Source organism: Leeuwenhoekiella marinoflava DSM 3653 (assembly GCF_900129005.1).
GTDB lineage: Bacteria > Bacteroidota > Bacteroidia > Flavobacteriales > Flavobacteriaceae > Leeuwenhoekiella > Leeuwenhoekiella marinoflava.
Genome location: NZ_FQUN01000007.1, coordinates 57,132 through 83,629, shown reverse-complemented (window position 1 = coordinate 83,629; position 26,498 = coordinate 57,132). Strand labels below are relative to the sequence as shown.

Here is a 26,498-nt window from a genome sequence, read left to right as displayed (position 1 = left end):
TTCGCCTTAGGGGCGAAAACCGCAAGAGCATCCCTAAATTTCTTCCAAGGCTTCAGAAATTTTTAACGGCAACTTCTTGCTATACTGAAGAAAAAGAAGGCTAAAGAATTTCTTAGTTCTGATCTTAGAAACGGCCTACAAGAAGGTATCGAAAAATTTGAAGTGAGCGCAACGTAGCAGGCGGTTCTGTTTGAGGGCGCGATAGCGGCCGAGTTAAGCGCATGCAGTGCAGTGAACGAAAAATTTAGATACCGTCTTGTGAGCCTTGATCTTTTGGTTCTTTGGCATCAAGGCAAAAGAACAGGAAGATGAATAGAAGTCATAGTTTCTATAGGATGTTCCTTACTTTTCTTTACTCGCGTCATTCTTATTTTCACGGGAGCTCGTGAATCTCCTAACGTCGATTTTGATAATTTTCACTTCTATTCATGTTCTGTTCATTTTCTTTGCTTCTCCAAAGAAAACGAACCAAAAGAAAAGAGCCCCTCGCTTAGGAATTTTTCGCTTAAGGCGAAAACCACCTTGTCAGCTCCGCGTCGCTATCGCTCCTGTCCTTCGGAGCTTCCTGCGGTTATTCTGAACCGAGGGAATTAATAATTCGTTTAACCCTTCGGGTATTAATATCATTTAAATGCTTATTAATACTTGAAAAACGGCCTACAAGAAGGTTTCGTCAAATTTGAAGTGAGCGTAGCGTAGCAGGCGGTTCTGTTTGAGGGCGGTGTGCCGCCTGAGTTAAGCGCATGCAGTGCAGTGAACGAAAAATTTAGATACCGTCTTGTGAGCCTTGATTTTTTGGTTCTTTGGCATCAAGGCAAAAGAACATGAACATGAATAGAAGTTATAGGTTCTATATCATGTTTTGTTCATTTTCTTTACTCGCGTCATTCTTATTTTCTCGGGAGCTCGTGAATCTCCGTCGGTTTGCTCAAGAGACTCCTACGTCGTTTTAAGACTAAAGGTTCTTTTGGAAGAGTGCATTCCTCTCCCTGCGGTCGTCGGATGCAGAAAAGAAAAGACACCCTCGCTTCGAAATTTTTCGCTCGATAATCGAGATTAATTTTTTTAAGCTGGTCTTGAATGCTAGGTTTAGTCTTGTAGCGAGTATGGAACTCCCTTCAAAAGCCGTTTTACGGTCGAAAACCGTCTTGTACGTTCCGCGTCGCTATCGCTCCTGTTCTTCGGAACGTCCTGCGCCTATTCTGAACCAAGGGATTGTGATTCGTTTAACCCTTTGGGTATGAATATAGCAGAACTTCCATTTGGGTTAAAATCAAACTCCCTTTTCCTTGGGAGAGGGGGTGGGGATGAGGATAATTTTAACGGGATACCCTTGCTATACTTACCAAAAGGAAACTAAACACTTCGGGTATGAATACTTTCTTTTTCCTAAAATCTCTTATGCAATACATTTTTAAAACGGCCTACAAGAAGGTATCGTCAAATTTGAAGTGAGCGGAACGTCGCAGGCGGTTCTGTTTGAGGCCGGTGTGCCGGCCGAGTTAAGCGCATGCAGTGTAGTGAACGAAAAATCACTTAAGCGCGTCACTTAAATGGTCATTGAAAAAAGTTTAGTTTCAGGCTTTTTACGTTGCAAACGCAAATCAAAAGGTAAACAGATATTGCGCACGAAAGCTCTTCCTTTTTCGGTTATGCGAAGTGCTTTGCTTTCAAAAACCAGCAATCCGTCTGCTTCCAGTTCTTTCAGTTTGATGAGCACTTCCGGTAGTTCATTAAAATACTGTTCGGGTTCGCTCCAGCTGGTCTTAAAATGACACATCAAATTCAGGATATGTTGACGGATTTTCAAATCTTCTTCATTCAGAATATGTCCTCTAAAAATGGGAAGAATATTATTTTCTAACAGGTGATAATATTCATTGAGTCCTTTTACATTCTGTGCAAAACTGTACCAGCTGTCGCTGATTGCAGAAACACCCAGCCCTAACATCACCTGAGTTTTAGAAGCATTATACCCCATAAAATTACGGTGAATGCGCTCTTCTTGTTGGGCATGGTATAAAGCATCAGTAGGCAGTGCAAAATGATCCATCCCGATTTCTACATACCCCGCTTCAGCAAGCAATTGTTTCCCTATCTCATACTGCTCGCGCTTTTCTTCCGCAGAAGGCAAATTGGCTTCATCATAACCGCGCTGCCCGTTGCCTTTAATCCACGGCACGTGTGCATAGCTGTAAAATGCAATACGATCCGGAAACAACTGTATGGTTTTTTCGATGGTGTTTTTTACGTGTTCCAGCGTTTGAAAAGGGAGTCCGTATATAATATCATGCCCCACAGAAGTATATCCCGCTTGCCGCGCCTGATCTGTTGCACGCTGCACGTGTGCAAAAGGTTGGATGCGGTTGATGGCTTTTTGTACGGTTTCATTATAATCCTGTACCCCATAACAAACCCGCTTAAAGCCAAACGAAGCCAGCGTTTCTAGATGATTTACGGTGGTATTATTAGGATGTCCTTCAAAACTCATTTCACAATTGGTAGCTTTATCTGCCAACTTAAAAATACCGCTGATGAGCGTGCCCAGATTTACTTCTGAAAAAAAAGTAGGAGTACCTCCTCCCAAATGTATTTGTTGTATCACCGGGCGTTCTCCTAGAAAATCCCGGTACAAGGTGAATTCTTTCAGTAAGGCTTTAATATACGGGTCTTCGAGACTGTGGTTTTTAGTGATTCTTTTAGTACAACCGCAAAAGGTGCACATCGATTCACAAAAGGGTAAGTGTATATACAGACTAATCCCTTCTTTTTTATTACTCGCTAAAAAGCTTTTTTTAAGGGTCTCTTTCCAGTCTTTAAGACTGAAGCTCTCGATATCCCAATACGGTACTGTAGGGTAACTCGTATATCGAGGACCGGGAACATTGTATTTAGTTATTAAAGGAATACTACTCATAACTTAAAAATCAAAATAGCTTCCGGAGATCTGTTTTCAGATTTCCGGAAGCCTGGTTAAAAAAATAAGTAAACTACCTCGGGGCAAGCCTGTCTGGTCTGACAAAGGCAGGCCCACGAGGCATTCGTTAGAAACAAATTTTCAATTTCGCGCCATCCCGATATCGGGACGGGGTATTAAAGCCTTTGGAGGTGCCAATAAACTGATTCTTAAAAAGCTTATTTGCGCTCACCCATTTTAAAGAATCAATCCTCCCATGATTATCAATACATTCACTAGAGTACTTGTCACTAATAGTTTGAAGATCAGCTCTGGTTTTTGAACCGTAAGAATCGAAGCATTATGTAAGCTGCAAAAAACAACGCTAAGCATCACAAAAAACATTTGTGTTAAATGATGCCCGTGCATCAATGTAGTCATGACTGCTACCGAGCCTAAGCATGTGCTTAGAATGATTCCTATTGCAGAATACCCGATGATGTTATGGGTGAAATCGTTTTGAAGTTTTGAAAAAGTTGTCATACCTTAAAGATTTAATAGTTATCCAATTACCCGGTAAAAGTACCAGACGGTTTCAGCCTATTTTATGACTTTTGTCAGTTCGCCACTATTTCTTCAACTAATTTCATCTCAAAGCACATCAAATCGTCTCATTGTGCGCTTAAATTAGACAAACCAAGCATTTTGAAACAATCTATCGAAAGAATGAGCTAAGCCAACTTATGCAATCCGCTACATTTTCTGAATTTCGTCACTATAACGTTTTAGACTACTAACAGGTTCTAATACCTATTTATGAAAAAACACATTTCTCAGACTATCGCTATCCTGCTTTTCTTATTCTCGTGGAGCAATCAGGCACAGAGTTTTCAGAATCCTTTATTAGATTCAGGAGCAGATCCCTTTAGCGTATATGTAGATGGGTATTACTACTATACGCACACCATGGGCAATCGCGTGGTGCTGTGGAAAACCAAAAACCTGGCAAACCTGCGTGATGCATCATCTCAAACCATCTGGACGCCACCAAAAAATACGATGTATAGCAACGAAATTTGGGCTCCTGAAATTCATTATATTAATAACAAATGGTATGTATATTTTGCTGCAGATAACGGCACCAATGAGAACCACCGCATGTATGTGTTAGCAAACACCTCTAACGATCCGTTAAATGATAAATGGGAATTTAAAGGCAAAGTCGCAGCACCTTCAGACAACTGGGCAATCGACGGTAATGTGTATACCTATAACAACCAACTCTATATGATCTGGTCGGGTTGGGAGGGTGATACCAATGGGCAGCAGGATATTTTTATTGCAAAAATGAGCGATCCCTTTACAATTTCAGGTAAACGGGTTAAAATCAGTTCACCCACTTATGAATGGGAGCTAAACGGAGATTTGGGCACTGCCGGTAACCCTGCACATGTAAGTGTGAATGAAGGGCCACAATTTTTGGAACATAACGACAAACTCTTTATTGTGTTTTCGGCGAGTGGCTGTTGGACCGATCAGTATGCCTTAGGTCTAATGAGTCTTACGGGAAATGATCCTATGAATGCCGAAGCATGGACCAAAAAAGAAGAACCTATATTTCAACAATCCCCGGAAAACAGCGTATATGCACCCGGTCACAACTCATTTTTTAAATCACCAGACGGAACAGAAGACTGGATTTTATACCATGCCAACTCCAATCCCGGGGAAGGTTGCGGTAACAAACGATCCCCGCGTATGCAACGTTTATACTGGCAGGAAGACGGCACTCCTTTTATAGGTACGCCTTTGCCTACTTCTGTGATACAACCCATCCCTTCTGAATAATTTAAAAGGACACGAACTCCATCTATTATGAAAAAAACACTCTTAATTTTTGCGCTCGCTCTCGGCTTTTCTGGCCTTAGCCAGAGCGGGGCAAATTTAGACACCAACAAGTGGTCTAAAGAAAAAGCAAAAGCCTGGTATGCCAAGCACGACTGGATTACCGGGGCTAACTTTATACCCAGCACAGCTATCAACCAACTGGAGATGTGGCAAAAAGACACGTACGATCCGGAGACTATAGATCGTGAGCTGGGCTATGCAGCAACTATTGGGTTCAATACGATGCGGGTGTATTTACACAGTCTGGCGTATAAGGCCGATACAGAAGGGTTTAAAGATCGGGTGGATGATTACCTGAGCATCGCCGATAAGCACGACATTCAAACCATATTTGTAATTTTTGATGACGTATGGGATGCCAATCCTAAGATCGGGAAACAACGCGAACCTAAAACAGGAACGCACAACAGCGGGTGGATGCAAGATCCCGGATATCCGGCATCTAATGAGATGGCGAACTCGCCTGAACTTAAAGCCTATGTGCAAGACATTATCAAAACCTTTAAAGATGATGAGCGCGTCTTGTTCTGGGATTTGTATAACGAACCCGGAAATAACGATAAGAATACTGAGAGTCTTCCGTTACTAACCAACGTTTTTAAATGGGCTCGCGAGGTCAACCCGAGTCAGCCGCTTTCTGTAGGCTTATGGAGCTGGGGCTATAAAGAACTCAATACGTTTCAGGCACAACACTCTGATATCATTACTTATCATGATTATGAGAATGCAGCCATGCATCGCCGCGTGATTGAACTCCTTAAAACTCACGACCGCCCGATGATTTGCACTGAATATATGGCGCGTACAAACGACAGTCGGTTTTCAAACACATTACCTATGCTTGCTGAAAACAAGATTGGAGCGATAAACTGGGGACTTGTAAACGGAAAGACCAATACCATTTATGCGTGGAATACACCTATAGATTCTGGTGAGGAGCCCGTAGAATGGTTTCACGATGTATTTAGAAAAGACGGTACACCCTACCGTCAGGATGAAGTAGACCTCATTAAAAAGTTAAATGATGCGAATTAACCTAACCGCTAATTTGTGCATCCGCTTATGCCTATGCCTTGTTTTAGGCATAAGCTTTTTTTCTTGCAAAGAAACTACTGCACAACAAAACGAACAGCAAACAACAGCGCAACCTCAGCAGGAAATGCCCCTCAATCCGCAAGCTTTTAAAAGCAATATAACCGGTAAAAAGACTGCGCTCTACTGGATCAAAAACGATAATATTGAAGTAGCCTTTACTAATTATGGAGGGCGCATTGTAGGACTTTGGGTTCCTGATAAAGACGGAAACATGACCGATGTGGTCGTGGGTATGGGCAGCGTACAGGAATTTGCAGATGCTACCGAACCGTATTTTGGTGCTACCATAGGCCGCGTGGGAAACCGCATTGCTAACGGAAAATTTAGACTAGACGGTAAAGAGTATCAAGTTCCTATCAATAACGGAGATAATGCCTTGCACGGTGGAGATCAGGGATTTCAATACAAAGTTTGGGATGCCCATCAACCCGACGCGCATACGCTTATGCTTACCTATCACTCTCCGGATATGGAAATGGGTTTCCCCGGTAATGTAGCTGTAAAAGTGACCTATAGCGTTACGACAGATCGCGAACTCAAAATGGAATACGAGGCTACAACCGATCAAAAAACGCTGGTAAACCTCACCAATCATGCCTTTTTTAACTTGAATGGAGAAGGTAACGGAAGCATTCTCAATCACAAGCTCGTGATTTATGCAAATCAATACACACCTGTTGATGCCGGTTTAATCCCAAGTGGAAAATTGGATTCCGTGGCAGGTACTCCGTTTGATTTTACGTCACCGCATACTATTGGCGAACGTATAGAAACACCTAATGAGCAACTGACTTTTGGTAAAGGTTATGACCACAATTATGTGTTGAATCAAAGCGATTCTGATCAACTGCATAAAGCAGCAGTGATCACTGGTGATAAAAGTAAAATCACGATGGAAGTCCTCACTGAAGAACCCGGTCTGCAATTTTACAGCGGAAATTTTATGCAAGGTCAAAATACCTTTAAATCGGGTGCTCAAGATGAGTTTAGAACGGCATTTGCTCTGGAAACCCAGCATTTTCCCGATGCGCCTAACCAACCTGATTTTCCTAGTATCGTTTTAGAACCTACTGAAAAATACGAGACAACTTCGATTTATAAATTCGTAGTAGAAAAATAAACACAGCACTGTGTGACGATAATTATTCGTGTGTGTTGAGGTAGATAAGTACTTTTTGAAATTTAAATCCTTCACTAAATTTTGAAATACACCAGAGACAGCTTATCTACAATCAAGAACCCTTTCAGCAATGGAAGGGTTTTTTGTTACTTATGTTACCTTTAAAGCGCTACAAAGTCGCTACTTTTGCGCTATGCATACCCGTCAAAAACGCTTACTCAAATACGGAATCCTCTTCGCTGTTCTGGTGGTGGTTTATTCCACAGGCTTACACAAACCTATTATTGCAACCCTGCAACGCGGCATTCTTAAAACAGGGATTATGAACCCTAAACTTAAGGAAGTACCCGATACCGAAGGAAAAACGCGGGTAAAAGGTGCCAACAGTACTGCCGTTGAACCGGGCGATCCCGCTGATCTGGATGTGCAGTTTTTTGACGAAGAAGGCCAACTGGTTTCTTTGGATGCGATGCCGCATAAGCCGTATTTCATCAACTTCTGGGCAACCTGGTGTCCGCCTTGTATTGCCGAAATGCCGGGTATTGCCAACCTGTATGCCGATAAAAAGGAGGAGGTGAACTTTGTACTGGTTTCTTTTGATACCGATTTTGAAAAGGCTAAGGCGTTTAAAGCCAAAAAAGGCTTTGACTTTCCCATTTACCGCATTGCCTACGACCTGCCCGAGATGTATAACACGGGTAGCCTACCCACTACTGTTGTGATCAATGCCGAAGGAAAACTCGCCCTCACCCATCTGGGTATGGCAGATTATGATACCAAGGAGTTTAGGGCGTATTTAGAGGAGTTGCAGTAGGGTGTTTGATGTTTTGGTGTGATCTACGTTGATCTTCTAAAATCGATTTGAGTAGGGCTTACTTCTAATCATGTTTGTTCATTTTCTTTACTCGTAACTTTTCAAAAGTTAATTTAATCAATGCTTTACCTTGAGCAGTGCATTCCTCTCCCTGCGGTCGTCGGATGCAGAAAAGAAACGACGCCCTCGCTTCGGAATTTTTCGCTTAGGGCGAAAACCACCTTGTCAGCTCCGCGTCGCTATCGCTCCTGTCCTTCGGAGCTGCCTGCGGCTATTCTGAACCGAGGGAAGGCAATCGTTAAACCCTTCCGGGTATGAATATCATTTAAATGCTTATTAATACTTGAAAAACGGCCTACAAGAAGGTATCGTCAAATTTGAAGTGAGCGTAGCGTAGCAGGCGGTTCTGTTTGAGGCCAGAGGCCGAGTTAAGCGCATGCAGTGAAGCAAACGAAAAATTTAGATACCGTCTTGTGAGCCTTGATTTTTTGGTTCTTTGGCATCAAGGCAAAAGAACAGGAAGATGAATAGAAGTTATATCTTCTAGTTATGTGTTGATTAATCTCCTAACGGAGATTTGAGAAAGACTTACTTCTAATCATGTTCTGTTCATTTTCTTTGCTTCTCCAAAGAAAACGAACCAAAAGAAACGACGCCCTCGCTAAGGAATTTTTCGCTTAGGGCGAAAACCACCTTGTCAGCTCCGCGTCGCTATCGCTCCTGTCCTTCGGAGCTTCCTGCGCCTATTCTGAACCGAGGGAAGGCAATCGTTAAACCCTTCAGATGCAGAAAAGAAAAAAGCCTCTTTATGTACTTTACCAATAGTTTATCAAAAAGTAGAAAAAATTAGCATGGTCTTAAGAAAGTTTAGCTGCAACTTTGCGTCTATAAAACCAACGCAAGAGGAATTGCGTGTATATGTAAAAGTGCCATGAAAAACAGAATCATATTTTCAGCATTATTAGCTGCCAGCATAGCTTTGAGCTTGTTCTTTACCAGCTGTGATAATGCTCCTAAACATACAGATAGCGCGGCGGTTTCAACCACCCCTGAACTGGCGTTGCATACAGACGGCACTGCATCAGAAGGGGTACTTACCGAGCCTGCGCAAAATGAGGCTACAGCTACCCAAAATCAGGATAAGGCTACGGCTTATTTTGCCAGCGGGTGTTTCTGGTGTGTAGAAGCGGTTTATGAAAGTGTAAAAGGGGTTGAGGAATCGGTTTCCGGTTATTCCGGAGGGCATACTAAAAACCCGACTTACGAAGACAGCAACACCGGCAAAACCGGTCACGCCGAAGCGGTAAAAGTTATTTACGATCCTGAAGTCATCAGCTTCAGCCAGTTGGTTGACGTGTACTTTGGTTCACAAAACCCCACACAAGCTAATGGTCAGGGACCCGATCACGGATCGCAATACCGTTCGATCCTCTTTTATCAGAATGATGCCGAAAAGCAGATCATTGAGCAAAAGAAAGCCGCTTTAGCTGAAGAGCTGGGGGAACCGGTTGCTGCCGAAGTAAAACCTTTTGAAAAATTCTGGGAAGCAGAAGGCTATCACCAGAACTACGAAGCACAACACCCCGAAAACCCATACATCCAAAAGGTTTCGATACCGAGACTCAACCGATTTAAAGAAAAGTTCCCCGAACTTTTAAAAGCGAACAGCCACTAGGGCTGAACTATGAAGAAGAAAAAAACCTTTCAGCAATGAAAGGTTTTTTTTTAGTCTGGGACCAACAAAAAAAGGACTGTTTGGGCGCTGAGGTTCGATAAAAGACGCAAGGTACCGTATAAGAATCAGTCTTTATGTAGTAGCTTTGCACCCCCTAATTGTCAATACCCTCCCCTATGCATTTACGCGACGCTTCGCCCCAGCGCAAAAAAATAGCAACCATCCTTACCTTTTTGTCTATTCCCCTGTCCGGGTTTATGACCGATATTTACCTGCCCTCGTTTCCGTCGATGGCACGTAACCTCAGCGTTTCCGAACAAAGCATACAGCTTACGCTCACCTGCTTTTTTCTCAGTTACGGCTTCTCCCAACTCTTTGTGGGTCCGGTAGCAGACAGCGTAGGACGGCGTAAACCCATGCTGATCTCTTTGGTGGTCTTACTCCTCAGCAGTCTGGCGGTGACCTTTACTTCAGAAGTTTTGGTAATCAGTTTGCTGCGTATCGTACAAGGTATCGCTACCGCTTTTATCGTTGTGGCTAAACGCGCCTATTTTGTAGATCTCTATGACGATAAAGAACGCAAGCATTACCTGAGTTTCTTTACCATCGTCTGGTCGTGCGGACCCATCATCGCGCCTTTTTTGGGCGGATTCTTAGAAGAAAGTCTGGGCTGGCAGTCTAACTTTTACTTTCTGGCGATCTATGCAGCCGTCTTGCTCGTAGGTGAATTCATTTTTAGCGGAGAAACCATTCGCAACTACAAGAAATTCAACTTGAAGAAAACCTCCTTGCTGTATCTGGCGATGCTGAAAAACCCCGGTTTTATTTTAGGCATTCTTATTTTGGGCTGCGCCTACTCCGTGGTCATGGTGTTCAATATCGCCGGACCCTTTGTGGTAGAACAGCATTTTGAATACAGTCCGGTTGTGATTGGGTATTGCACCTTGATTTTGGGCTTTGCGTGGATGATAGGCGGCATTTTGAGCAAACGCTTTACTCCTATGAATTTCAACAAAAAGATCGGGCGGGTGTCGCTGATTCAGTTGGTCATCATTGCCAGCTTTATCACACTGGCTTTCAATCTGGACAATCTGGTGGTACTCGTTGCTTTTGCCTTTCTCATTCACATCTGCTCGGGCTTTTTGTTTACCAACTATTTTACGCAAAATATGATCTTCTTTCCGGGCAACGCCGGCATTGCAGGCGGACTGATGGGCGGTTTGCTGTACATCATCACCTCGATGGGCAGTTATGTCATCTCTGCCTCGGGAGACATTAGCAATACTTTTGATATGGCGTTACGCTACCTGATGATCGCCATCCCTCTGGGTATTGTGGTCTTCTTTTCGCTACGTTATTTTAGAAAAAGTGACCTCCGGAAACGCGAAAGTGCGTTGAAAGTACAAGGGTAGAAGTACGAAATATAAAGTTGTGCGTTGAAAGAAACATCATGCTGAACATGTTTCAGCATCGCATCCTGCTTATATGGAAGGGCTTGTGAGACCCTGAGCTAGATTCAGAGTGACGCTTGTCCCAACGAATTATCAAGTATTGTCACTTCGAATTTTCGTAGTGCGAACGAAGGAATATTTATATCGAGAAGGCTTTCTAATAAAAAGGCTTTCTTAGTGCTTTTTTCCAATACCAGATCTCCTACCGAGATCGTCAGGTTATCGTCTGCTTCCTCGATCCTGCCCATTAACGCATACAGATGATCGTAATGATACGAAAGTTTAAAGTCGAACGAGAAATCCATACGACCTACTGACTGTTTTACATTGCGTTCCCATTTTCCAGAAATCTGCTGCTGCTTCCCCGAAAGGTCTTTAATAACCACTTCTGCTACAGCGTCGTTTACCAGTTTTACCGATTCGATATCCGGATGCTTATGCGCTGTCGTTTTAACGTTCCACGTGCCTAACAAGTCTGCAGTAGCATAGTCTTGTGCAGCATCGTTACTGGTTTCTATTTTGCAAGAATGCAGTACAAGTGCCAGCAAGCCTACGCAAAGAAGCGTTTTAAAAAAAGAAGAGTCCATTAGTGATTTTTTGATTGATGTAAATGAAAGTATCGCACACAAAAACAAAAAGCCCCCGTCCTTGCGGAGGAGGGGTGGCACAGGCTATGCTCAATTCAAGATTCAAAGGCTCAAATTCAAAGTTTAAAATTCAAAAGTGAAGACTACAGCCTAAAGTCAACGTCATGCTGTCCCCAAACTATCGGGTGTTTCAGCATCTCATTAACCTACTCGTGAAACGCTACTTGTGCGACCCTGAGACCAGCTCAGGGTGACGGGTGCAAACAACCCTAGTCAAGCGCCTCCAATACCTCCTGAGCCACCAGGCGTACCTCAGGGTCGGTTTGTGCAATACGCCCCAACGCCTGCTGATCGTCTAACTGGTCTAGCTCTTTTGTAGTCATAATTCTGTATGAATGAAATTAATAAATAATTCAATTCAGACAGAGTTTAGTTTACAGCCTCAAATAGTATAATTTAATAGCACTTGACGGCACATCAAGTTGCATGAAATCAATTTCTAAGCCTCTTCTTCTTTAACTTAAATCTAATTCTTTCTAGTTTTTTGATATCATCACTGTCTATACCCAATGCTGTGTTTAAGATCTTTAAATCATTCTGACTTAGAATATCTTCAATGCTTCCTTTATTTTTGAATACCGTCGTATAATCCTCAAAATCTGAACTACTAATTTCTATATAAGGAATTGGAAGTTTTTTAAATTCGCTAGGTACTAATTCTAAAACTCCTCCTCCGTAGTACCTCCCCTCTATTTCCGATAATAATAAAGTGAATGTGTTGTAAAAAGAATAGATAAAGCTATCTAAATTATAATTCTCTTTTATTTTCACAGCATAGGCAGAGTCTGTTACTAAAGCGTTTGTATTATTCTTTAATAACTTGGGATATAAGTGACTTCTCTTGAAGAAAAAAGCTTCAGGGATGTCGGAAACATTGGGTATAACATACCATTTATTTCTAAGCTTACACTTATATCTTCGATGAATATCTTGTTTCTCTCCAATATCAATATAATCTTGCAAATTTTCCGTAAGGATGTCAGTGTTATTTATCTTCAATAATTTAGTTGGATATTCTTTAAGCTCTAATGCCTCAAGATCAGAGTTATTAAAAACAACGCTTCCATTAACAAATTTACCTTTTTGAATAATAGGCCTAGTAAATTCTGAGAGGTTATAGAAATTTACATTTTTGTTGTTGAGGATAAAAAAATTGTTAGCTGCAGTTACTATTCCTGGCTTAGAATCTGTATAAAAATTAACCGTTTTAAGTTTTCTCTTTATATTATCAATAAAATTCAACTCGTCATCACTTAAAAAATGATGTGTCCATTTTACTTTTGATGAAACTAATAATTGGTTATTTCTTAAAATGAAGTCCTCTTTTTCTAATGATTCTTTTGAGGTAATATTGACAAAATATTCACCTTTGCTCTTTGATTTTTTGTAAGCGAAAAGCACGATAGTATCTTGTCCTTTACATTCAAACATCAAATCATTGAAAGTAAATATTTCAATTCTTTCAAATTGAGCTTTTAAATACTCTCTAATCTCTTCTGCAAATTTAACTTGCAATAATTCTGATGGTAAGACAAATGCCAAAACTCCATTTTTAGCCAACAGTGTATTTGCTTTCACTAGAAATGTTGTCCAAATATTTTTAACTGACGCTTCTGTTAAATTTTCGTCAGAATGTATTTCTTTACTTAATTCAATTTGTTTTGAAGTAAGTATGTTCTTTTTGACATAAGGTGGGTTTCCAACTACAGCTGAATATTGTTTAATAGTTGCAAATTCTAAAAAGTCCGTTTTTTCAAATGAGGCTGTTCTTCTGCTCCACCGATCTTTCGCTTTTTTTAATTCAACGTTATTAATATCTAATGCAGTTAAATTGATATTTATGCTTCTTTCTTTTTCTAGTTCTGAAATAAATGCTCCATCACCAACACTTGGTTCCAATATTGATATACGAGTTCTATTTCCAAAATGAGATAAGACTCTTTTAGAAATAAAGCTTGCCAAATATTCTGGCGTGTAATATGAACCTGTACTTTTTTTATTCATTATAATATTCCATCAATTCTTGATGATAAATAAAATACTCTAGAGAATAATCCCCTAATTTTTCTTTTACTATTTCATATGTTCCATCTCCAATTTGATAGTTTTCTAACTCAACTATTAATGCATTTATGATTTTCCTTAGTTCATTTAAATTCCACAAAACAATTATTGAGCGCTCTCTTTCATCAAATCTAAACGCTTTAGTCGCCATCCACTTGCCCAAATCTGTTTTCCACATTATACTACCTTTGGATGTTCTATACAAATGATTTTCGTAATCAGGTGAACAAGCATCAACAAAGCCTTGGTTGTTAATATTTGGAATAGTTTCATCTTTTGATGGCCACTTACTTCCCTTTTTATTGTTACAGAATTTACAAGAATATGTGAGGTTGTCATATTGACAATAGTCAATATTTCCATTCTTTTCAAATAGACTTTTTGGTATAAAATGGTCTACTTCAAAATAAGTATGTCTAAAGCCATCAAAAGAATCACAATAGCCACAGCAATTATTGAAATCTTCTTGCAAGTCGGGTTTATGCTCACTCCAATTTTTATCAGTTGGTTGCCTAGTGGTAACTGTTCTTCTTATTGGTAATGTTTCTCTTACTGTCATAAACCAATTATTTTTTTCTTTTATCTATTAAAGATTGAAGAAATTCTTCGGCCTCTTTTTTAGTCTTAGATAAGTCATCCAACTTTTTCTCTGTTAGTAAATGTTTAGGTATTTCATTTCTTTCGGTTTTATCTAAGGCTATTAATTCATCTTGCTTAGTAATTAGTAAATCTTTTTCTGTAGCGGTTAAACCTTCTTTTTCTCCTTTTTCTAATAGTTCAGATACAATAGCTTTCTTTTTATTAACGTGATTTCTGTATTGCTCAATACTCTTAATTAATGTTGTAATGAAGTGCTGTACTTTCTTTTCATCTTCACCATCTTCACTAAAAATATCATCTTTGTCAAAAATAATTTTCCAGTCTTCTACGTGAGGCTCTGCCTGCTCAACTTTATTAGTAAAGATTATATGAGGGAATAAAGGTTTTTTGTCATAAAATTCACTTTCCACAGCTTCTCCATTAAAAGTAACTTGATTAGTTTCATTTAACTTATAATCAATCATTAATAAGTCAATATCAGATTCATAAACTTGATACATTAGCTCATCTAAAGTCATTCCTTTATGAAATTCATAACCTACAACTTCTATGTCATAATTTCTAAATCGTCTCTGGTATTTTTTTACCTGTTTAACATCCTCATCAATGTATCCGATTTTATATTTAGCTTCCATAAGTTTTATTTTCTAAGAGGAAATGATATCATAACCGAAAAACCTTTTTCCGGTTCTAGAATATCTATTGTTCCATTGTTATCATCAATTACAGATTTCACAAGATACATTCCTAAGCCTGTACCTATTTCTTTTCCTTTTCTATCTCTTTTTGAAGTTTTAAAAGGCAAGAATATTTCTTCCTTGTCTATAAAAACTTCATCTAATCCAACACCATTATCTGAATATAATATTTCAATAGAATCATCTTTAACATTAGCTGAAATATTAATAGTTCTTTCCTGAACCTCAATCAGATTATTAAATGAATCAATTGAATTGTTTATCAGATTGGTGAATATAGTTGAGATATCCATTTCAAAAGCTCTAAAGTCATATGCTTTATCTTTCGTTTCATCAACGATGTTTAATGAAATATCTTTCTTCTTAAAAATTCTACTCCAAGATTTCTCTAACGTTTTAAAAAATCCAGAAAATTCAAACTTCCCTCTTGTCCTTTTGTCTTTTTTAATTGCTGTTAAAGCATAGTCCACCCAATGAATAATCTTATCAGAATTTTCATCTAACAATTCGATAATATCAATACCGTCTTTATACTCGATAGACTCTTTCTTTTCTTTTGGTACAATAGACTTAAATATTCCTTCAAGTTCTTTAACCTCTATTGCATTATCCTTAATTTCCTTTAATTCGTGAGCAAAAGACGACACTACTAAGCCTAAGCTTGCCAGTGATCTTACTTGAACTATTTCTTGATTTTCTTGTTCTGCCTTTTCGTCTTCAATAGCTTTAAATGTGTCTTTGAAAGCTTCTTCGTAGGTCTTTTTTTCTTCCTCTTCTTTTTTTTCCTCAAATAAGTCTGCTTTTACCTTCTTACCGTAAATTGACTCTTCGACTTTTTTCCTTTGTTCTATTATTTTGTCAGCAAGTGCTTCTGCTCGTTTTTGAATTTCACTTTCCTTTTTTTCTTTTGCTTTTTTCTTTTGTTCTAAATAAATAGGATTTAACATTTTAGTCCTATCATACTCGAATTCGTGAATTACTTCCACTATAATTTTTTTAAAGGTGTCAAAAGCATCATTTTCTTGTAATGCACCTCTATCAGATTTGTCAATTAAGAGTGGATTGTTTTTTCTTGAAATAGTAATTATACCCGCAGTTTGTTCAGGTCTTACTCTCCAATCTCCAATTCTTTGGCCTGCACCAGCAGGACTTTGAGCTACTCTCGCCCCTAATTTAAGCCAGTCATTAGTTGGGTCTCCATATGGTCTTACCCTGAAAGAGTCTCTATAAATTTTTACTCCTCCAAAGCGCTCTAAAGTTGATTTTCTCTCTCGGGCTACCACTGTCTTAAAAGGATATCCTTCTTTAATGGAGTTTGAGAATTTTAGGTAATAAAAGGTTAAATCAAAACTACCTACATCTTTAAGTAATTTTTTATTTGCGTCATTTAATTTCCAATTTAATACTTTATCAATAGACTTGGAATACGTAAAGTTTTTATTTTCCAATGTTTGTAAGTCGTATGGATAGTTTTTGTTTTTATAAACGTTTGGATATTTCTTTTTTAACGACTTAATGTCAATTTCATTTCTAGTTATCTCGAAATCTACATTCAGATTTTCGGCATCATAGCTAGCTTTTAGTTTGTAGTCAAAATCGTTAAAAAACGCAGTTTCAACTTTACCGAACTCTTTGGGTTGTTGAAAATGTTTAAAGAAAACTTCAAAAGGAATATTAAGTTCTTTTGGTGGAATTAGAGCTTCTAAACTTTTGAAGACAGAAGATGTTTCTTCATTAAACCAATCATCTTTTAAGTTTGCTATTTTAATAATTGTACCTCTATCAAAGTTCAAATCCTTTACAACTTTTTCTATAAGTACATTATTATTAGTAAGACTTTTAATTTTACCCTTCAAATCAATTTTAACAGACTCTAATTCTGCTTCAATTTGTGAAATAGCCTTGTCCGCATTATCAAATTGATTCCAGTCCATTTTCCAAAAAGAGCCAATACCATCTTTTGCATTTTTGGAAAGAGTCCACATTTCAGTTTCAAATCCAAGTCTGTCTAATGCAAAACGACCAATTCCTTTTGCACCAGTTTTAGTTCTTTTGTCGTCAGATATATAATCTTTCTCTTTATTGCCTGTTCCAATTTGCATCCAGTGGTCTTTAATAACTTCTTCAGTCATTCCTTCACCATTGTCAATAATATAAAGGATGCTTTTTTCTCTTACTGGAATTTCAATTTCTTTTTCATCACTATCTTTTACCTTTTTTGTTGGAATGTCAAAAAGTACTAGGCAATTTTTTGCATCAGCATCATAAGAGTTTTTGACTAATTCAATAATAGCTCCTTCTGGGTTAGAGAAATTTTCTCTACCTAGTAATTTCCCTGCTCTGGCTGAAACCTTGAAAGCTATTTTAGTCATATACTTGAATTGTAATATTATATTAAAACAAATATAGATTAATTGAATTTCTACTACTTCAATTAGTTACACGTATTCCATTAAATCTATCGCGATAACATTAATTGATTTGCATCCTCCCCAAATAGGTACTGTAAGCATAATCGCTTTCGGCAGCGGTGCTAAAGGTGGCATAGGCTATTAAAGGTAGTGTGCTTAAGGCTTCGGGGAGTTCGAGGGTGTGCGTTGCTGCCGCTCGGGTGGTGCAGGCTTTGTAGAATACAAAGTCTTCAGTATCGGGAGCATACAGCAAGACGCTGAGCAAATCGCTCGCTTCGGCAAAAGGCTGTTGGGTGGTTTCCTGCCAGTGCAGCACCACCTGCTGCGCATCGCGCGACTGCGAAACCGGCACATACGCCCGTACCCGCCCCGTACTGATCAATACCTTCTCATAGTCGATACGCCAGGTGTCCTGCTCTTTTTGGATCACCTGCTCCATATAATAACTGCGCACCGCATCCCGTGCATTGTCCTTCCCAAGGAAGTCGGTATAACATTCCTTAAAAATGGGATAGAGCAACCCGGTAACGTGTTTCATGAGTGCGAACTTGTTCCGGTTTTGTTGTTGTTTAGGACTTGCGGGAGCTTTGCTGGGTATGGGTTTGCTGCGTACAATGCCTTTACCGTCATTTCCTTTTACAAACACCACCGGCCCCACCGCTCCGCTTATCATGCCGTTTTGATCTTCAATAAACTGCCCCATAGTTTTTGATATTTAACTGGTTATCAACACTCTAAAGTACTTTTTATTCTTTCAACCTCCTAATATTCAAGGGGTTTTCTTCGACCTTTGCACATAGTTTGTCCATTGTTTCTCCATTTATCCTGCATAAATACTGGGGTTTAATGGTAATACAATGGAGGATCTATGGTTGATCTATGGTTAAAGGGCGAAGGAATTAAGAGGTATTCTCTTTCTTTTTTAGAGAGTTTATTCTGGAACTGGTGTTTTTTTTGAGTTTTAGTAAAGAGATTAATGGTTTTTACTTTTATTGATGTTCTGTTTTTTGTATCAAGACAAAAGAACAGGAGGATGAATAGAAGTTAGATCTTCTAATGATGTGTTGTTTGATCTCTTAACGGAGATTTGAGTAGTACTTACTCCTAATCATGTTCTGTTCATTTTTTCCATCGATGAAAAAACGAACCAAAAAAATCTAGGCTTATTTTTACATCTTTGAAAACTACGCAAACGCCTTTGCCTACGGATAGCAAACCGCTGCGCTAGGCTATCCTCCACTGCCCACCGCTGCGGCTTTTGCTTGTTTTACTACAGATCTAAAAAGTAGGCCGTTTTACCATTCTATTGAAAATTGTCATATCCAAAGGTTTAAACAAAATCGAAATTCCCTCTGTTCAGAATAGCTTCAGAAATTTTTAACGGGATGCTGTCGTTATACGGACCAAAAGGAAACCAAACCCTTCGGGTATGAATATCATTTAAATGCTTATTAATACTTGAATAACGACCTACAAGAAGGTATCGTAGGGCAGCGCGTTAAAGAATAGTCCAGTGGACTATTCTAGTGATGAACCAGCTTGCCGCGTTGGGCTTTTTTACTCAAAAACTATGCAGTGCAGCAAACGAAAAATTTAGATACCGTCTTGTGAGACTTGATTTTTTGGTTCATTTTTTCATCAATGAAATCGCAGAATCACGAAGTCCGTTGAAAATCAATAGATTCTAAGCTAAAAAAAAAAAATGAACAGCGTTTATAAAGTAACTGTATTATTAATGTTAATACAGATTGGTACTACAGATACTCAGAAACCTTTAAAAGCAAACCGATTAGTTTTTATCAAAAAGCGCAATCGTATAATCAAGCAAACGGCTATCTCCGGGTTCTCCGTGACCGGGAACCACGTGTTGCACATCGGGATAAGCAGCTTTTACAAGACGCACAGTGTCTGACCAGGCATTTAGGTTGGCATCTCCCAGATAGCCTTTAGTAGCCTCCATTTCTTTAATCAAACAACCTCCAAAAAGAATATGCTCACTGGGGAAATAGCCCACCACATCATCGGTCGTATGGCCTTCTCCAAAGAATTGAGCTGTGGTCTGTTGCGTACCCACGTCTAAAGTAAGTCGGTCTTCAAAAGCCTGTTGCGGTACGGTATAGCCGTGTTCACGGGCTAAAGCCAGGGTTCTGCTGTGCGCATACGACGGAATTCCGTGCTTGTGAAATTCCTGCAATCCGCCCAGACAGTCCGCATGAAAATGGGTAGGAATCACGGCCTTAACCCTGGCTTGTAACCCATCTGCTATCCAGGCAATGAGTTCGCGCGAACCCGTATCATCAGTTGGCGTATCGTAAACAACCGCCTCGTTACCGTCGCGAACTATAAGTCCGTTACATGCCACCTTGCCAAAATCCTGAGTTTGTAAAAACGAGACATGCTGAAAGGCATTATCGGAAAGTCGGGTGATGATGAGGCGTTCCGATTGATAAACCACTTCAGGCTTTGAAGTATTCGGCTGTTGAAAACCAAACAGGAATACCAGACAAAACAGGATAGCCCATTTTATAGATGTAGGCATAGTGTGAAAATTTAAGAATAGAAAAGGGTATTGCTGCTGCTTTTTGCAACACCGCAAAGATATCTTTTTTGACCGTGTACGGGTTAGCGATTGCTGATTTTGCACTATTCTTTTTAAATAATGCCAAGACAAAAACGATTGCTAAAAACCGAGCAGTTCGCGTATGCGGACGATCTTTCTTCTGATAGGGTTGGGATTGATTGCTGTGTTCCTAGGTTAAAGATACAGTTTCTTTTTAATGGCTTCTTTTGGTAAACTACAATACGGTATCCGGTAGTTTACGAGGCTGCCGGTCTTAGTAGTACTGCTTCAATATAAAAATTTTGTCAGGTAAAGTCCGAGCTTGTTTCTCCTGCAAAAGTATTAAAGCAAACGGCTCTGGTAGCTTCCAAAGATCGTATTCCTATAAAAGTATACTTAGGGTAGGCTTAATCCTGACGTGGCTATGCTCTTACCAGGCCTTATCCCCGGGTGAAACACGGGTAAACCTCGGGTGAACCCCGGATGAACCTTGAGTGAACCTTGAGTGAATGGTATTCTAAAAATGTTTTGAAAGGGTGTTTTGAATCTGAGCCTGCTCGCCGGGGCTCAGTTGTAAAGCTTATCTTAAAGACACAGTTGTGGAGGAACTAAGCTGTTTTGTGGTGTAAATATACTTTATTGGTAAACCCTTGTCAAGCAGTATTTTAAAAAAGTATCAACACCTGGATCAGCGTTATAAACGCTACGGCAGGTCATGCTGAACGGGTTTCAGCATCGCATTAGGTTTTCCAATCTTTTGTTAGCCTTAAACTTACCTGCGATGCGCTTGCTCTAAAGGGGGAATTCCGAAAGCCTTTCTGTGGAGTCCACCCCCTTAGTTTGTTTTTACCGATCCTGCGCAGACATCGCCCTCTTCTATGCCTTGCAACCAGATTTTTAATTTATCAACCCGTTCTTGGGTCAGGCTTTTTAAGTAGGTTGCTCTGCACATCGGTTGAACACTCCCATAGTGATGATCCGCATAAGCCGGGTATTTCATGTCGAGTTCGGCATCTCGAAACTGAATCCAGAGTCGTTGGGTCTTCCGTAAGTTTTTAATAAACAGGGGATCTTGCTTATACTCTTTTAAAATCTGCTGGTAGACTTTATTGAGTTCGGCATCTACCTCCTGAAAAGACGCAGAAGCTGTCTTATTCATTTCAGCCTGCGTTTGTGCAAAACCGCTTAGCGTAAAAGCGAATACGAGTAGGGTTAGTGCATTTTTTATCATACTGGTTTAATTTTTAAAGACGCAAAAGATCGGTCAATCCCGGCTATTTTTTGAAGTAAACCGGAGACTCTTATCATGCGAACGATAGCTATTTAATTGATAGCTTTAAGTTACTAATTTGTATACACGTTTTTTAACGCGTTCCCTAATCTTTTGTTGCTTTTGTCAAGGGAAAGAAGAGGAGTTATATTTTCTAATAAAGTTTTGATTGATCTCCTAACGGAGATTTGAGTAATTCCGACTTCTATTGATGTTCTGTTCTTTTTTGCATCGCCCAAAAAAGAATCAAAAAAGTCTAGGCTTAAGAAACGATCTCTAAATTTATCGTTCGGCTTCTAAATTTTCTGAACTCCCCTGCGGGTCAAACAGCAGAAAATTTCACGAAACCTCACATCAAATTTTACGAGATCTTTTCTATATGCCGATTTAAAGCTTTTAGTAAGATCAAAAACAAGTACACTTTCGGAACTTCCTATACCTATTCTGAACCGAGGGAAGGGCATTCATTTAACCCTTCGGGTATGAATATGTATGTTTTTATTCTTGTAGCTATCGTCTATCATCTCAATTCTGATACAATGCCAGTACCGGCCTATCAGGAGGTTCCGGTTAAGGCATTTCCTCATACCACGCCAGTACCTCTTGCGTTAGCGTTGCGGTGCGTTTAGGTTGTTCAGCAGCACGATTTGTGGTTTCAGCAGGATCATCGATCAGGTTATACAACTGCGGGCGGCTGCCGTCATAATCACAAAGCAGTTTCCAGTTCCCCACGCGCACGGCCAGATCCGGTAGGTTTTTAAAGCCGTAATAATTTTTTCGATCCGGAGGCCTGCTGTAAAAAATAGGAGCTTGCCGGGATCGATTGGCTTCTCCTATGAGGGTTTCTATTAAGTTTTCACCGTCATAATTGGCGTTTTCAGGTGCTTCTGCTCCCGTAAATGCTAGCAAGGAAGGCGTTAGGTCTATTGCAGAAAACACCGATGCGGCATTGCGGGTTCCCTGTGCTTCTTTTTTGATGAAGCCAGGTCCCCAAACGACAAGCGACGAACGAATACCGCCTTCGAACAAATGGGTTTTATAGCCTTTTAAATGTGCCGCGCTTCCGGCACCCAATTCAGGACCGTTGTCTGAGCAGATCAGGATCAGCGTATTATCGAGTAACTTCTCGTCTGCCTCAATATACTCAAAGAGTTTACCCAATTGCTTATCCATCGCTTCCAACACCGCAAGGTAGAGTCCGCGTTTACCTTGCTCTTTAGCTACTCCATATGCTTCAAATGGAGGCCAGTACGGACTGTGCACATCGTCTGGCCAGACATTTACATAGAAGGGTTTATCTGCTTTACTTTTCTCTCCTATAAACTGTATCGCTGCATCTACAAAGCCGGTGGTGATCTCCGAGCGTTGCATCCAGGTAACCGGAGATCCCAGATTAACAGCATCTTCCCAAATGCGGCCTACTTTCCCGGTCTCGTCTTTGGTAAGCGGAAGCAGTTTGGCTCCCATCCCTTCAAAATTGGTTAGCGATTCATCAAAACCGTAATCGGTAATTGGCGGTGCTTCCTTTACATCGCGTTGTCCGCCCATATGCCACTTACCAAAATGACCGGTAGTGTACCCGGCATCCTTCAGGCTGCGTGCAAGCATCGGTGCTTCCGGGTTTAGCCAGTTGGCCATACCCCGTTGTTCATTTACGCGTCTGTTATCTAAATACGAATCGATATTCCACCGTTGCGGATACGTGCCGGTGCTAATGGCTACCCGAGATGGAGAACAAATGGGCGAATTTACATAGAACTGCTCAAAACTGATTCCTTCAGAAGCGAGCCGATCGATATTGGGAGTGGCTGCATCGGTATTGCCAAAGGACGAAAAATCCCCCCAACCCATATCGTCTATAAATACTAAAATAATGTTGGGTTTTGTAACCGGTTCGGGTTGAGAAAACGAACTAAAGAGACCCAGGCCCGTAAGTACGGACAACAGTAAACGTTTCATAAAAGCGTATTTTAAAAATCGCGGTTGGTCTCTCGCGGCTTAAAAATAGGATTCTTTTTTTAGAATCAGGGCGTGTTCCCCAGCAAGATCTGAAACTGAGCTTTACCTGTTGACATCAACCACTCCACAGCATCTGTTATTTTAAATATGCGGTTTTGCGTTCTTGTAATGGGTTTGCCAGGTCTCCGGTGTATAACCTAGGTCATTTAAAAACATGTGTAACGTATGAAAATGGATGTACCTCTCAGAAAACAGTGCGTTTATGCTATCTTTAAACAAATTAGTTTACCATGTTTAAAATTTCCTTAGTTGCAGTACTCGCTCTGCTGTTGAGTTCGTGCGCTTCGCAAAACCAACTCGTAAAACCGGGTAGGGAACCGCAATTGCTGGCCGATAGCTTCAGCTTTACCGAAGGGCCGGCTGCAGATGCAGAAGGCCATGTGTATTTTACAGACCAGCCCAACGACCGCATCTACAAATGGGATGCACAAGAGGGTACACTTTCGGTATTTATGGAATCCGCAGGACGTGCCAACGGACTCTACTTTGACCATGACGGCAATCTTCTGGCGGCAGCAGACAACAAATCTGAACTCTGGAAAATCACTACCGATAAAACCGTACAGGTTTTGCTGACCGACTTTGAAGGAAAGCGTTTTAACGGACCTAACGATATCTGGATTGCCCCTGACGAAACCATTTATTTTACAGACCCGTATTACCAGCGGGACTACTGGCAACGTAGCGAAAAAGACATCGATGCTGAGCGGGTTTATGCCTTAAGCACCAATGGCACAGTGCGTATCGCCGCTACCGATTTTGTAAAACCTAACGGCATCATCGGCACCCCGGACGGAAAAACCCTCTACGTAGCCGACATTGGTGCTGATAAAACCTATGCTTTTGACATTGCTAAAAACGGGGATCTGACCAACAAAAGGCTGTTTGTCAAACAAGGTTCAGACGGGATGACGGTGGATAGTCGCGGCAATGTGTACCTCACGGGTAAAGGCGTGACCATCTACGACCCAAAGGGTCTTGAATTGCAGCATATTCCCATTGACAAAGACTGGACAGCGAATGTAACTTTTGGCGGTAAAGACCGCAAAACGCTTTTTATCACCGCCCAGCAGGCAGTTTACCTGCTGGAGATGAATGTAGTCGGCCCAAGGCGTTGAATCAAACCTTAGAGCTAGCGCAAGTCTACGAGGTATGATTGACAACTCATTTCCGATTTTGAAGCCAGCCTCGGAGAACTAAACCCTCAATGAGGGTGCCGGATTACACTTTAGGCAATTCCCAACCGTTGTTGTAGCGGGCGCTTACGAGGGCATCAGCTTCCGGGTCCTGAAACGAACCGCTTGCAGCATCCCAATAGATTTTTTTTCCGGTTTTGTAGGCGATATTACCCATATGCGCGGTAATGGCGGCTACGCTGCCGGTTTCTACTCCACAGGCCAGTGCGCTTTTATCGTTGTTACGTATGGCGTCTACAAAGTTTTTAGCGTGATTTTCCAGAGCGTTTCCTTCGGGTCTGCTCAGGTCAACACGGTCTATTTTGGTTTTCCACTCCCCGTCTACACGATGTCCTTCAGGAATGACTTCCCAGCCCCCGCGGTTGACCACCAGCGTGCCGTTATTTCCGATAAAGGCAATACCTTCGGTACGGCCATAAGGTCCGCCGTCAATCCCGGTGGCGTGTTCCCACAACAGGTTATAATTATCAAACTCATACACGGTCTGAAGCGTGTCGGGTGTTTCAGAAGCATCATCAGGATAAGCCAGTTTTCCTCCGGAGGCTAAAATAGATTTTGGCGCTTTGGCTCCCATCGCAAACAAAGCAATGTCGAGTTCGTGCACACCCCAATCGGTCATCAATCCGCCTGCATAATCCCAAAACCAGCGAAAGTTGAAGTGGAATCGGTTCTCATTAAACGGACGTTCCGGCGCAGGTCCCAGCCACATCGCATAATCCACTCCGAGAGGCGGAGTCGTATTGGGTTTTTCAGGCACGGGATTCATCCAGCCCTGATACGCCCAACATTTTACCAGTCGTATTTGTCCCAATTTACCCGATTGCACGTATTTTATCGCCTCATCATACTGCTGCCCGCTGCGCTGCCACTGCCCTACCTGCACCAGTTTGTCTGACGCATTGGCGGCTTTAAGCATGACGTTACACTCTTCAATACTGTTAGCCAACGGTTTTTCGACATATACATGCTTGCCGGCTTGTAGTGCATCAACCATATTGAGGCAGTGCCAGTGATCTGGTGTACCGATGATCACAACATCGATATCTTTATTTTCCAAAAGTTTGCGGTAATCGGTATACAACTTAGGAACTTTTCCTGTCATTTTTTGGAGTTCGCCCGCACGACGGTCGAGTACCCGCTGATCTACATCTGCAAGCGCAACACAACTTACATTAGGCAGCTTTAAATGGGCCTGCATATTAGACCATCCCATCCCGTTACAGCCAATTACGGCAAAGTTCAATCGGTCGTTTGCCCCAAAAATAGAAATGGGATTGGCCAAAAGCGATCCTGAAAGGCTTAAGCCTGCAGTGGCTAAAGTAGTTTGTTGTAAAAATTTGCGTCTGGGAAGGTTACTCATATCTGTAAGATTTAAAATTAACGGTTACAATATAGTCATTTTTACTACAACGTTTTTCATGAAATGATCAAGTAACCCGATTTAGCTTACCGCTTCTATGTGATTTTGATTTTTCCTGAACATTAAATCACCCAAAAAAAACAAAGAACTGTTTTGATTTCTGTTATATGCTGAAAGTTGAATTTGTTTTAGTAACTCTTGTAGAGCTCGTGAACCTCGTGCCCTCGGTTTGTCTTCTCCAAAGAAAACGAACCAAAAGAAAAGAGCCTTTTTAATCTGATTTTTTTATTTTTTTTAATTGGACAGATTGAATGTCCCTACAGTAATTTTAGTCTTTTAACGTCATTGTATTTAGGCACATTTCTTAGGTATACTGAAGAAAAAGAAGGCTAAAGAATTATATTCTTAGTTCTGATCTTAGAAACGGCCTACAAGAAGGTATCGTGAAATTTGAAGTGAGCGGAACGTCGCAGGCGGTTCTGTTTGAGGGCGCGATAGCGGCCGAGTTAAGCGCATGCAGTGAAGCAAACGAAAAATTTAGATACCGTCTTGTGAGCCTTGATCTTTTGGTTCTTTGGCATCAAGGCAAAAGAACATGAATAGAAGTTATAGTTTCTATATCATGTTCTGTTCATTTTTTCCATCGATGAAAAAACGAACCAAAAAAATCTAGGCCTTATTTTTACATCTTTGAAAACTACGCAAACGCCTTTG

Annotated in this window: 19 protein-coding genes; 7 read left to right on the top strand and 12 right to left on the bottom strand. The window is 40.7% G+C overall.

Annotated elements, in window-relative coordinates; translation table 11 throughout:
- Positions 1-1,549: 1,549 nt before the first annotated feature.
- Positions 1,550-2,917, bottom strand: coding sequence for an oxygen-independent coproporphyrinogen III oxidase (hemN, locus tag BUB91_RS06460; RefSeq protein WP_073098418.1), 1,368 nt, complete (start codon positions 2,915-2,917; stop codon positions 1,550-1,552).
- A 237-nt stretch (positions 2,918-3,154) separates the two neighbouring features.
- Positions 3,155-3,439 carry a hypothetical protein gene (locus BUB91_RS06455; RefSeq protein ID WP_073098417.1) on the bottom strand — a complete coding sequence of 95 codons (285 nt, stop codon included), beginning with the start codon at positions 3,437-3,439 and terminating at the stop codon, positions 3,155-3,157.
- A 273-nt stretch (positions 3,440-3,712) separates the two neighbouring features.
- Between BUB91_RS06455 and BUB91_RS06450 the strand changes: the two genes are divergently transcribed.
- The 6 genes from BUB91_RS06450 (at position 3,713) to BUB91_RS06425 (ending at position 10,920) form a co-directional block, all read left to right on the top strand.
- Positions 3,713-4,744 carry a glycoside hydrolase family 43 protein gene (locus BUB91_RS06450; RefSeq protein ID WP_073098416.1) on the top strand — a complete coding sequence of 344 codons (1,032 nt, stop codon included), beginning with the start codon at positions 3,713-3,715 and terminating at the stop codon, positions 4,742-4,744.
- 27 nt (positions 4,745-4,771) lie between these two features.
- Positions 4,772-5,839 (top strand): cellulase family glycosylhydrolase, encoded by a 1,068-nt coding sequence (locus BUB91_RS06445; protein WP_073098415.1) that lies wholly within the window; start codon positions 4,772-4,774, stop codon positions 5,837-5,839.
- Positions 5,826-7,019, top strand: a complete 1,194-nt coding sequence (locus BUB91_RS06440) for an aldose epimerase family protein (protein ID WP_073098414.1) — start codon at positions 5,826-5,828, stop codon at positions 7,017-7,019. The genes BUB91_RS06445 and BUB91_RS06440 overlap by 14 nt, the downstream gene beginning before the upstream one ends.
- 130 nt (positions 7,020-7,149) lie before the next feature.
- Positions 7,150-7,833, top strand: coding sequence for a TlpA family protein disulfide reductase (locus BUB91_RS06435; protein WP_206635269.1), 684 nt, complete (start codon positions 7,150-7,152; stop codon positions 7,831-7,833).
- A 931-nt stretch (positions 7,834-8,764) separates the two neighbouring features.
- A complete protein-coding gene (gene msrA / locus BUB91_RS06430) occupies positions 8,765-9,508 on the top strand; it encodes a peptide-methionine (S)-S-oxide reductase MsrA (protein WP_073098413.1) in 744 nt (247 codons plus the stop codon).
- 176 nt (positions 9,509-9,684) lie between these two features.
- Positions 9,685-10,920 carry a Bcr/CflA family efflux MFS transporter gene (locus BUB91_RS06425; protein ID WP_073098412.1) on the top strand — a complete coding sequence of 412 codons (1,236 nt, stop codon included), beginning with the start codon at positions 9,685-9,687 and terminating at the stop codon, positions 10,918-10,920.
- Positions 10,921-11,024: 104 nt separating this feature from the next.
- Here the strand turns inward: BUB91_RS06425 and BUB91_RS06420 are convergent, their stop codons facing one another.
- The 9 genes from BUB91_RS06420 to BUB91_RS06380 all read right to left on the bottom strand — a co-directional run bounded on the left by BUB91_RS06420 (position 11,025) and on the right by BUB91_RS06380 (position 23,168).
- Positions 11,025-11,546, bottom strand: a complete 522-nt coding sequence (locus tag BUB91_RS06420) for a hypothetical protein (RefSeq protein WP_073098411.1) — start codon at positions 11,544-11,546, stop codon at positions 11,025-11,027.
- Positions 11,547-12,038: 492 nt separating this feature from the next.
- A complete protein-coding gene (locus tag BUB91_RS06415) occupies positions 12,039-13,610 on the bottom strand; it encodes an Eco57I restriction-modification methylase domain-containing protein (protein ID WP_241652578.1) in 1,572 nt (523 codons plus the stop codon).
- Positions 13,603-14,229 (bottom strand): HNH endonuclease, encoded by a 627-nt coding sequence (locus tag BUB91_RS06410; RefSeq protein WP_073098409.1) that lies wholly within the window; start codon positions 14,227-14,229, stop codon positions 13,603-13,605. Before BUB91_RS06410 ends, BUB91_RS06415 begins: the two co-directional genes overlap by 8 nt.
- 7 nt (positions 14,230-14,236) lie before the next feature.
- Entirely contained in the window at positions 14,237-14,905 is a 669-nt protein-coding gene (locus BUB91_RS06405) for a hypothetical protein (protein WP_073098407.1), read from the bottom strand.
- Between the two features lie 5 nt (positions 14,906-14,910).
- A complete protein-coding gene (locus BUB91_RS06400) occupies positions 14,911-17,340 on the bottom strand; it encodes an ATP-binding protein (protein ID WP_073098405.1) in 2,430 nt (809 codons plus the stop codon).
- A 100-nt stretch (positions 17,341-17,440) separates the two neighbouring features.
- Positions 17,441-18,082, bottom strand: a complete 642-nt coding sequence (locus tag BUB91_RS06395; protein ID WP_073098403.1) for a DUF6266 family protein — start codon at positions 18,080-18,082, stop codon at positions 17,441-17,443.
- A 1,086-nt stretch (positions 18,083-19,168) separates the two neighbouring features.
- Positions 19,169-19,918 (bottom strand): subclass B1 metallo-beta-lactamase, encoded by a 750-nt coding sequence (gene bla, locus BUB91_RS06390; protein ID WP_073098401.1) that lies wholly within the window; start codon positions 19,916-19,918, stop codon positions 19,169-19,171.
- 856 nt (positions 19,919-20,774) lie between these two features.
- Positions 20,775-21,170, bottom strand: a complete 396-nt coding sequence (locus BUB91_RS06385; RefSeq protein WP_073098399.1) for a lysozyme inhibitor LprI family protein — start codon at positions 21,168-21,170, stop codon at positions 20,775-20,777.
- A 609-nt stretch (positions 21,171-21,779) separates the two neighbouring features.
- The gene (locus BUB91_RS06380) at positions 21,780-23,168 is read right to left on the bottom strand and encodes a sulfatase family protein (protein ID WP_073098397.1); all 1,389 of its coding nucleotides are present in this window, start codon (positions 23,166-23,168) and stop codon (positions 21,780-21,782) included.
- A gap of 290 nt (positions 23,169-23,458) precedes the next feature.
- On the opposite strand from BUB91_RS06380, the gene BUB91_RS06375 reads away from it, so the two are divergent.
- Positions 23,459-24,346, top strand: coding sequence for an SMP-30/gluconolactonase/LRE family protein (locus BUB91_RS06375; protein WP_073098395.1), 888 nt, complete (start codon positions 23,459-23,461; stop codon positions 24,344-24,346).
- A gap of 103 nt (positions 24,347-24,449) precedes the next feature.
- Here BUB91_RS06375 and BUB91_RS06370 read toward each other — a convergent pair whose 3' ends face one another.
- Positions 24,450-25,784, bottom strand: coding sequence for a Gfo/Idh/MocA family protein (locus BUB91_RS06370; RefSeq protein WP_073098393.1), 1,335 nt, complete (start codon positions 25,782-25,784; stop codon positions 24,450-24,452).
- Positions 25,785-26,498: the final 714 nt, after the last annotated feature.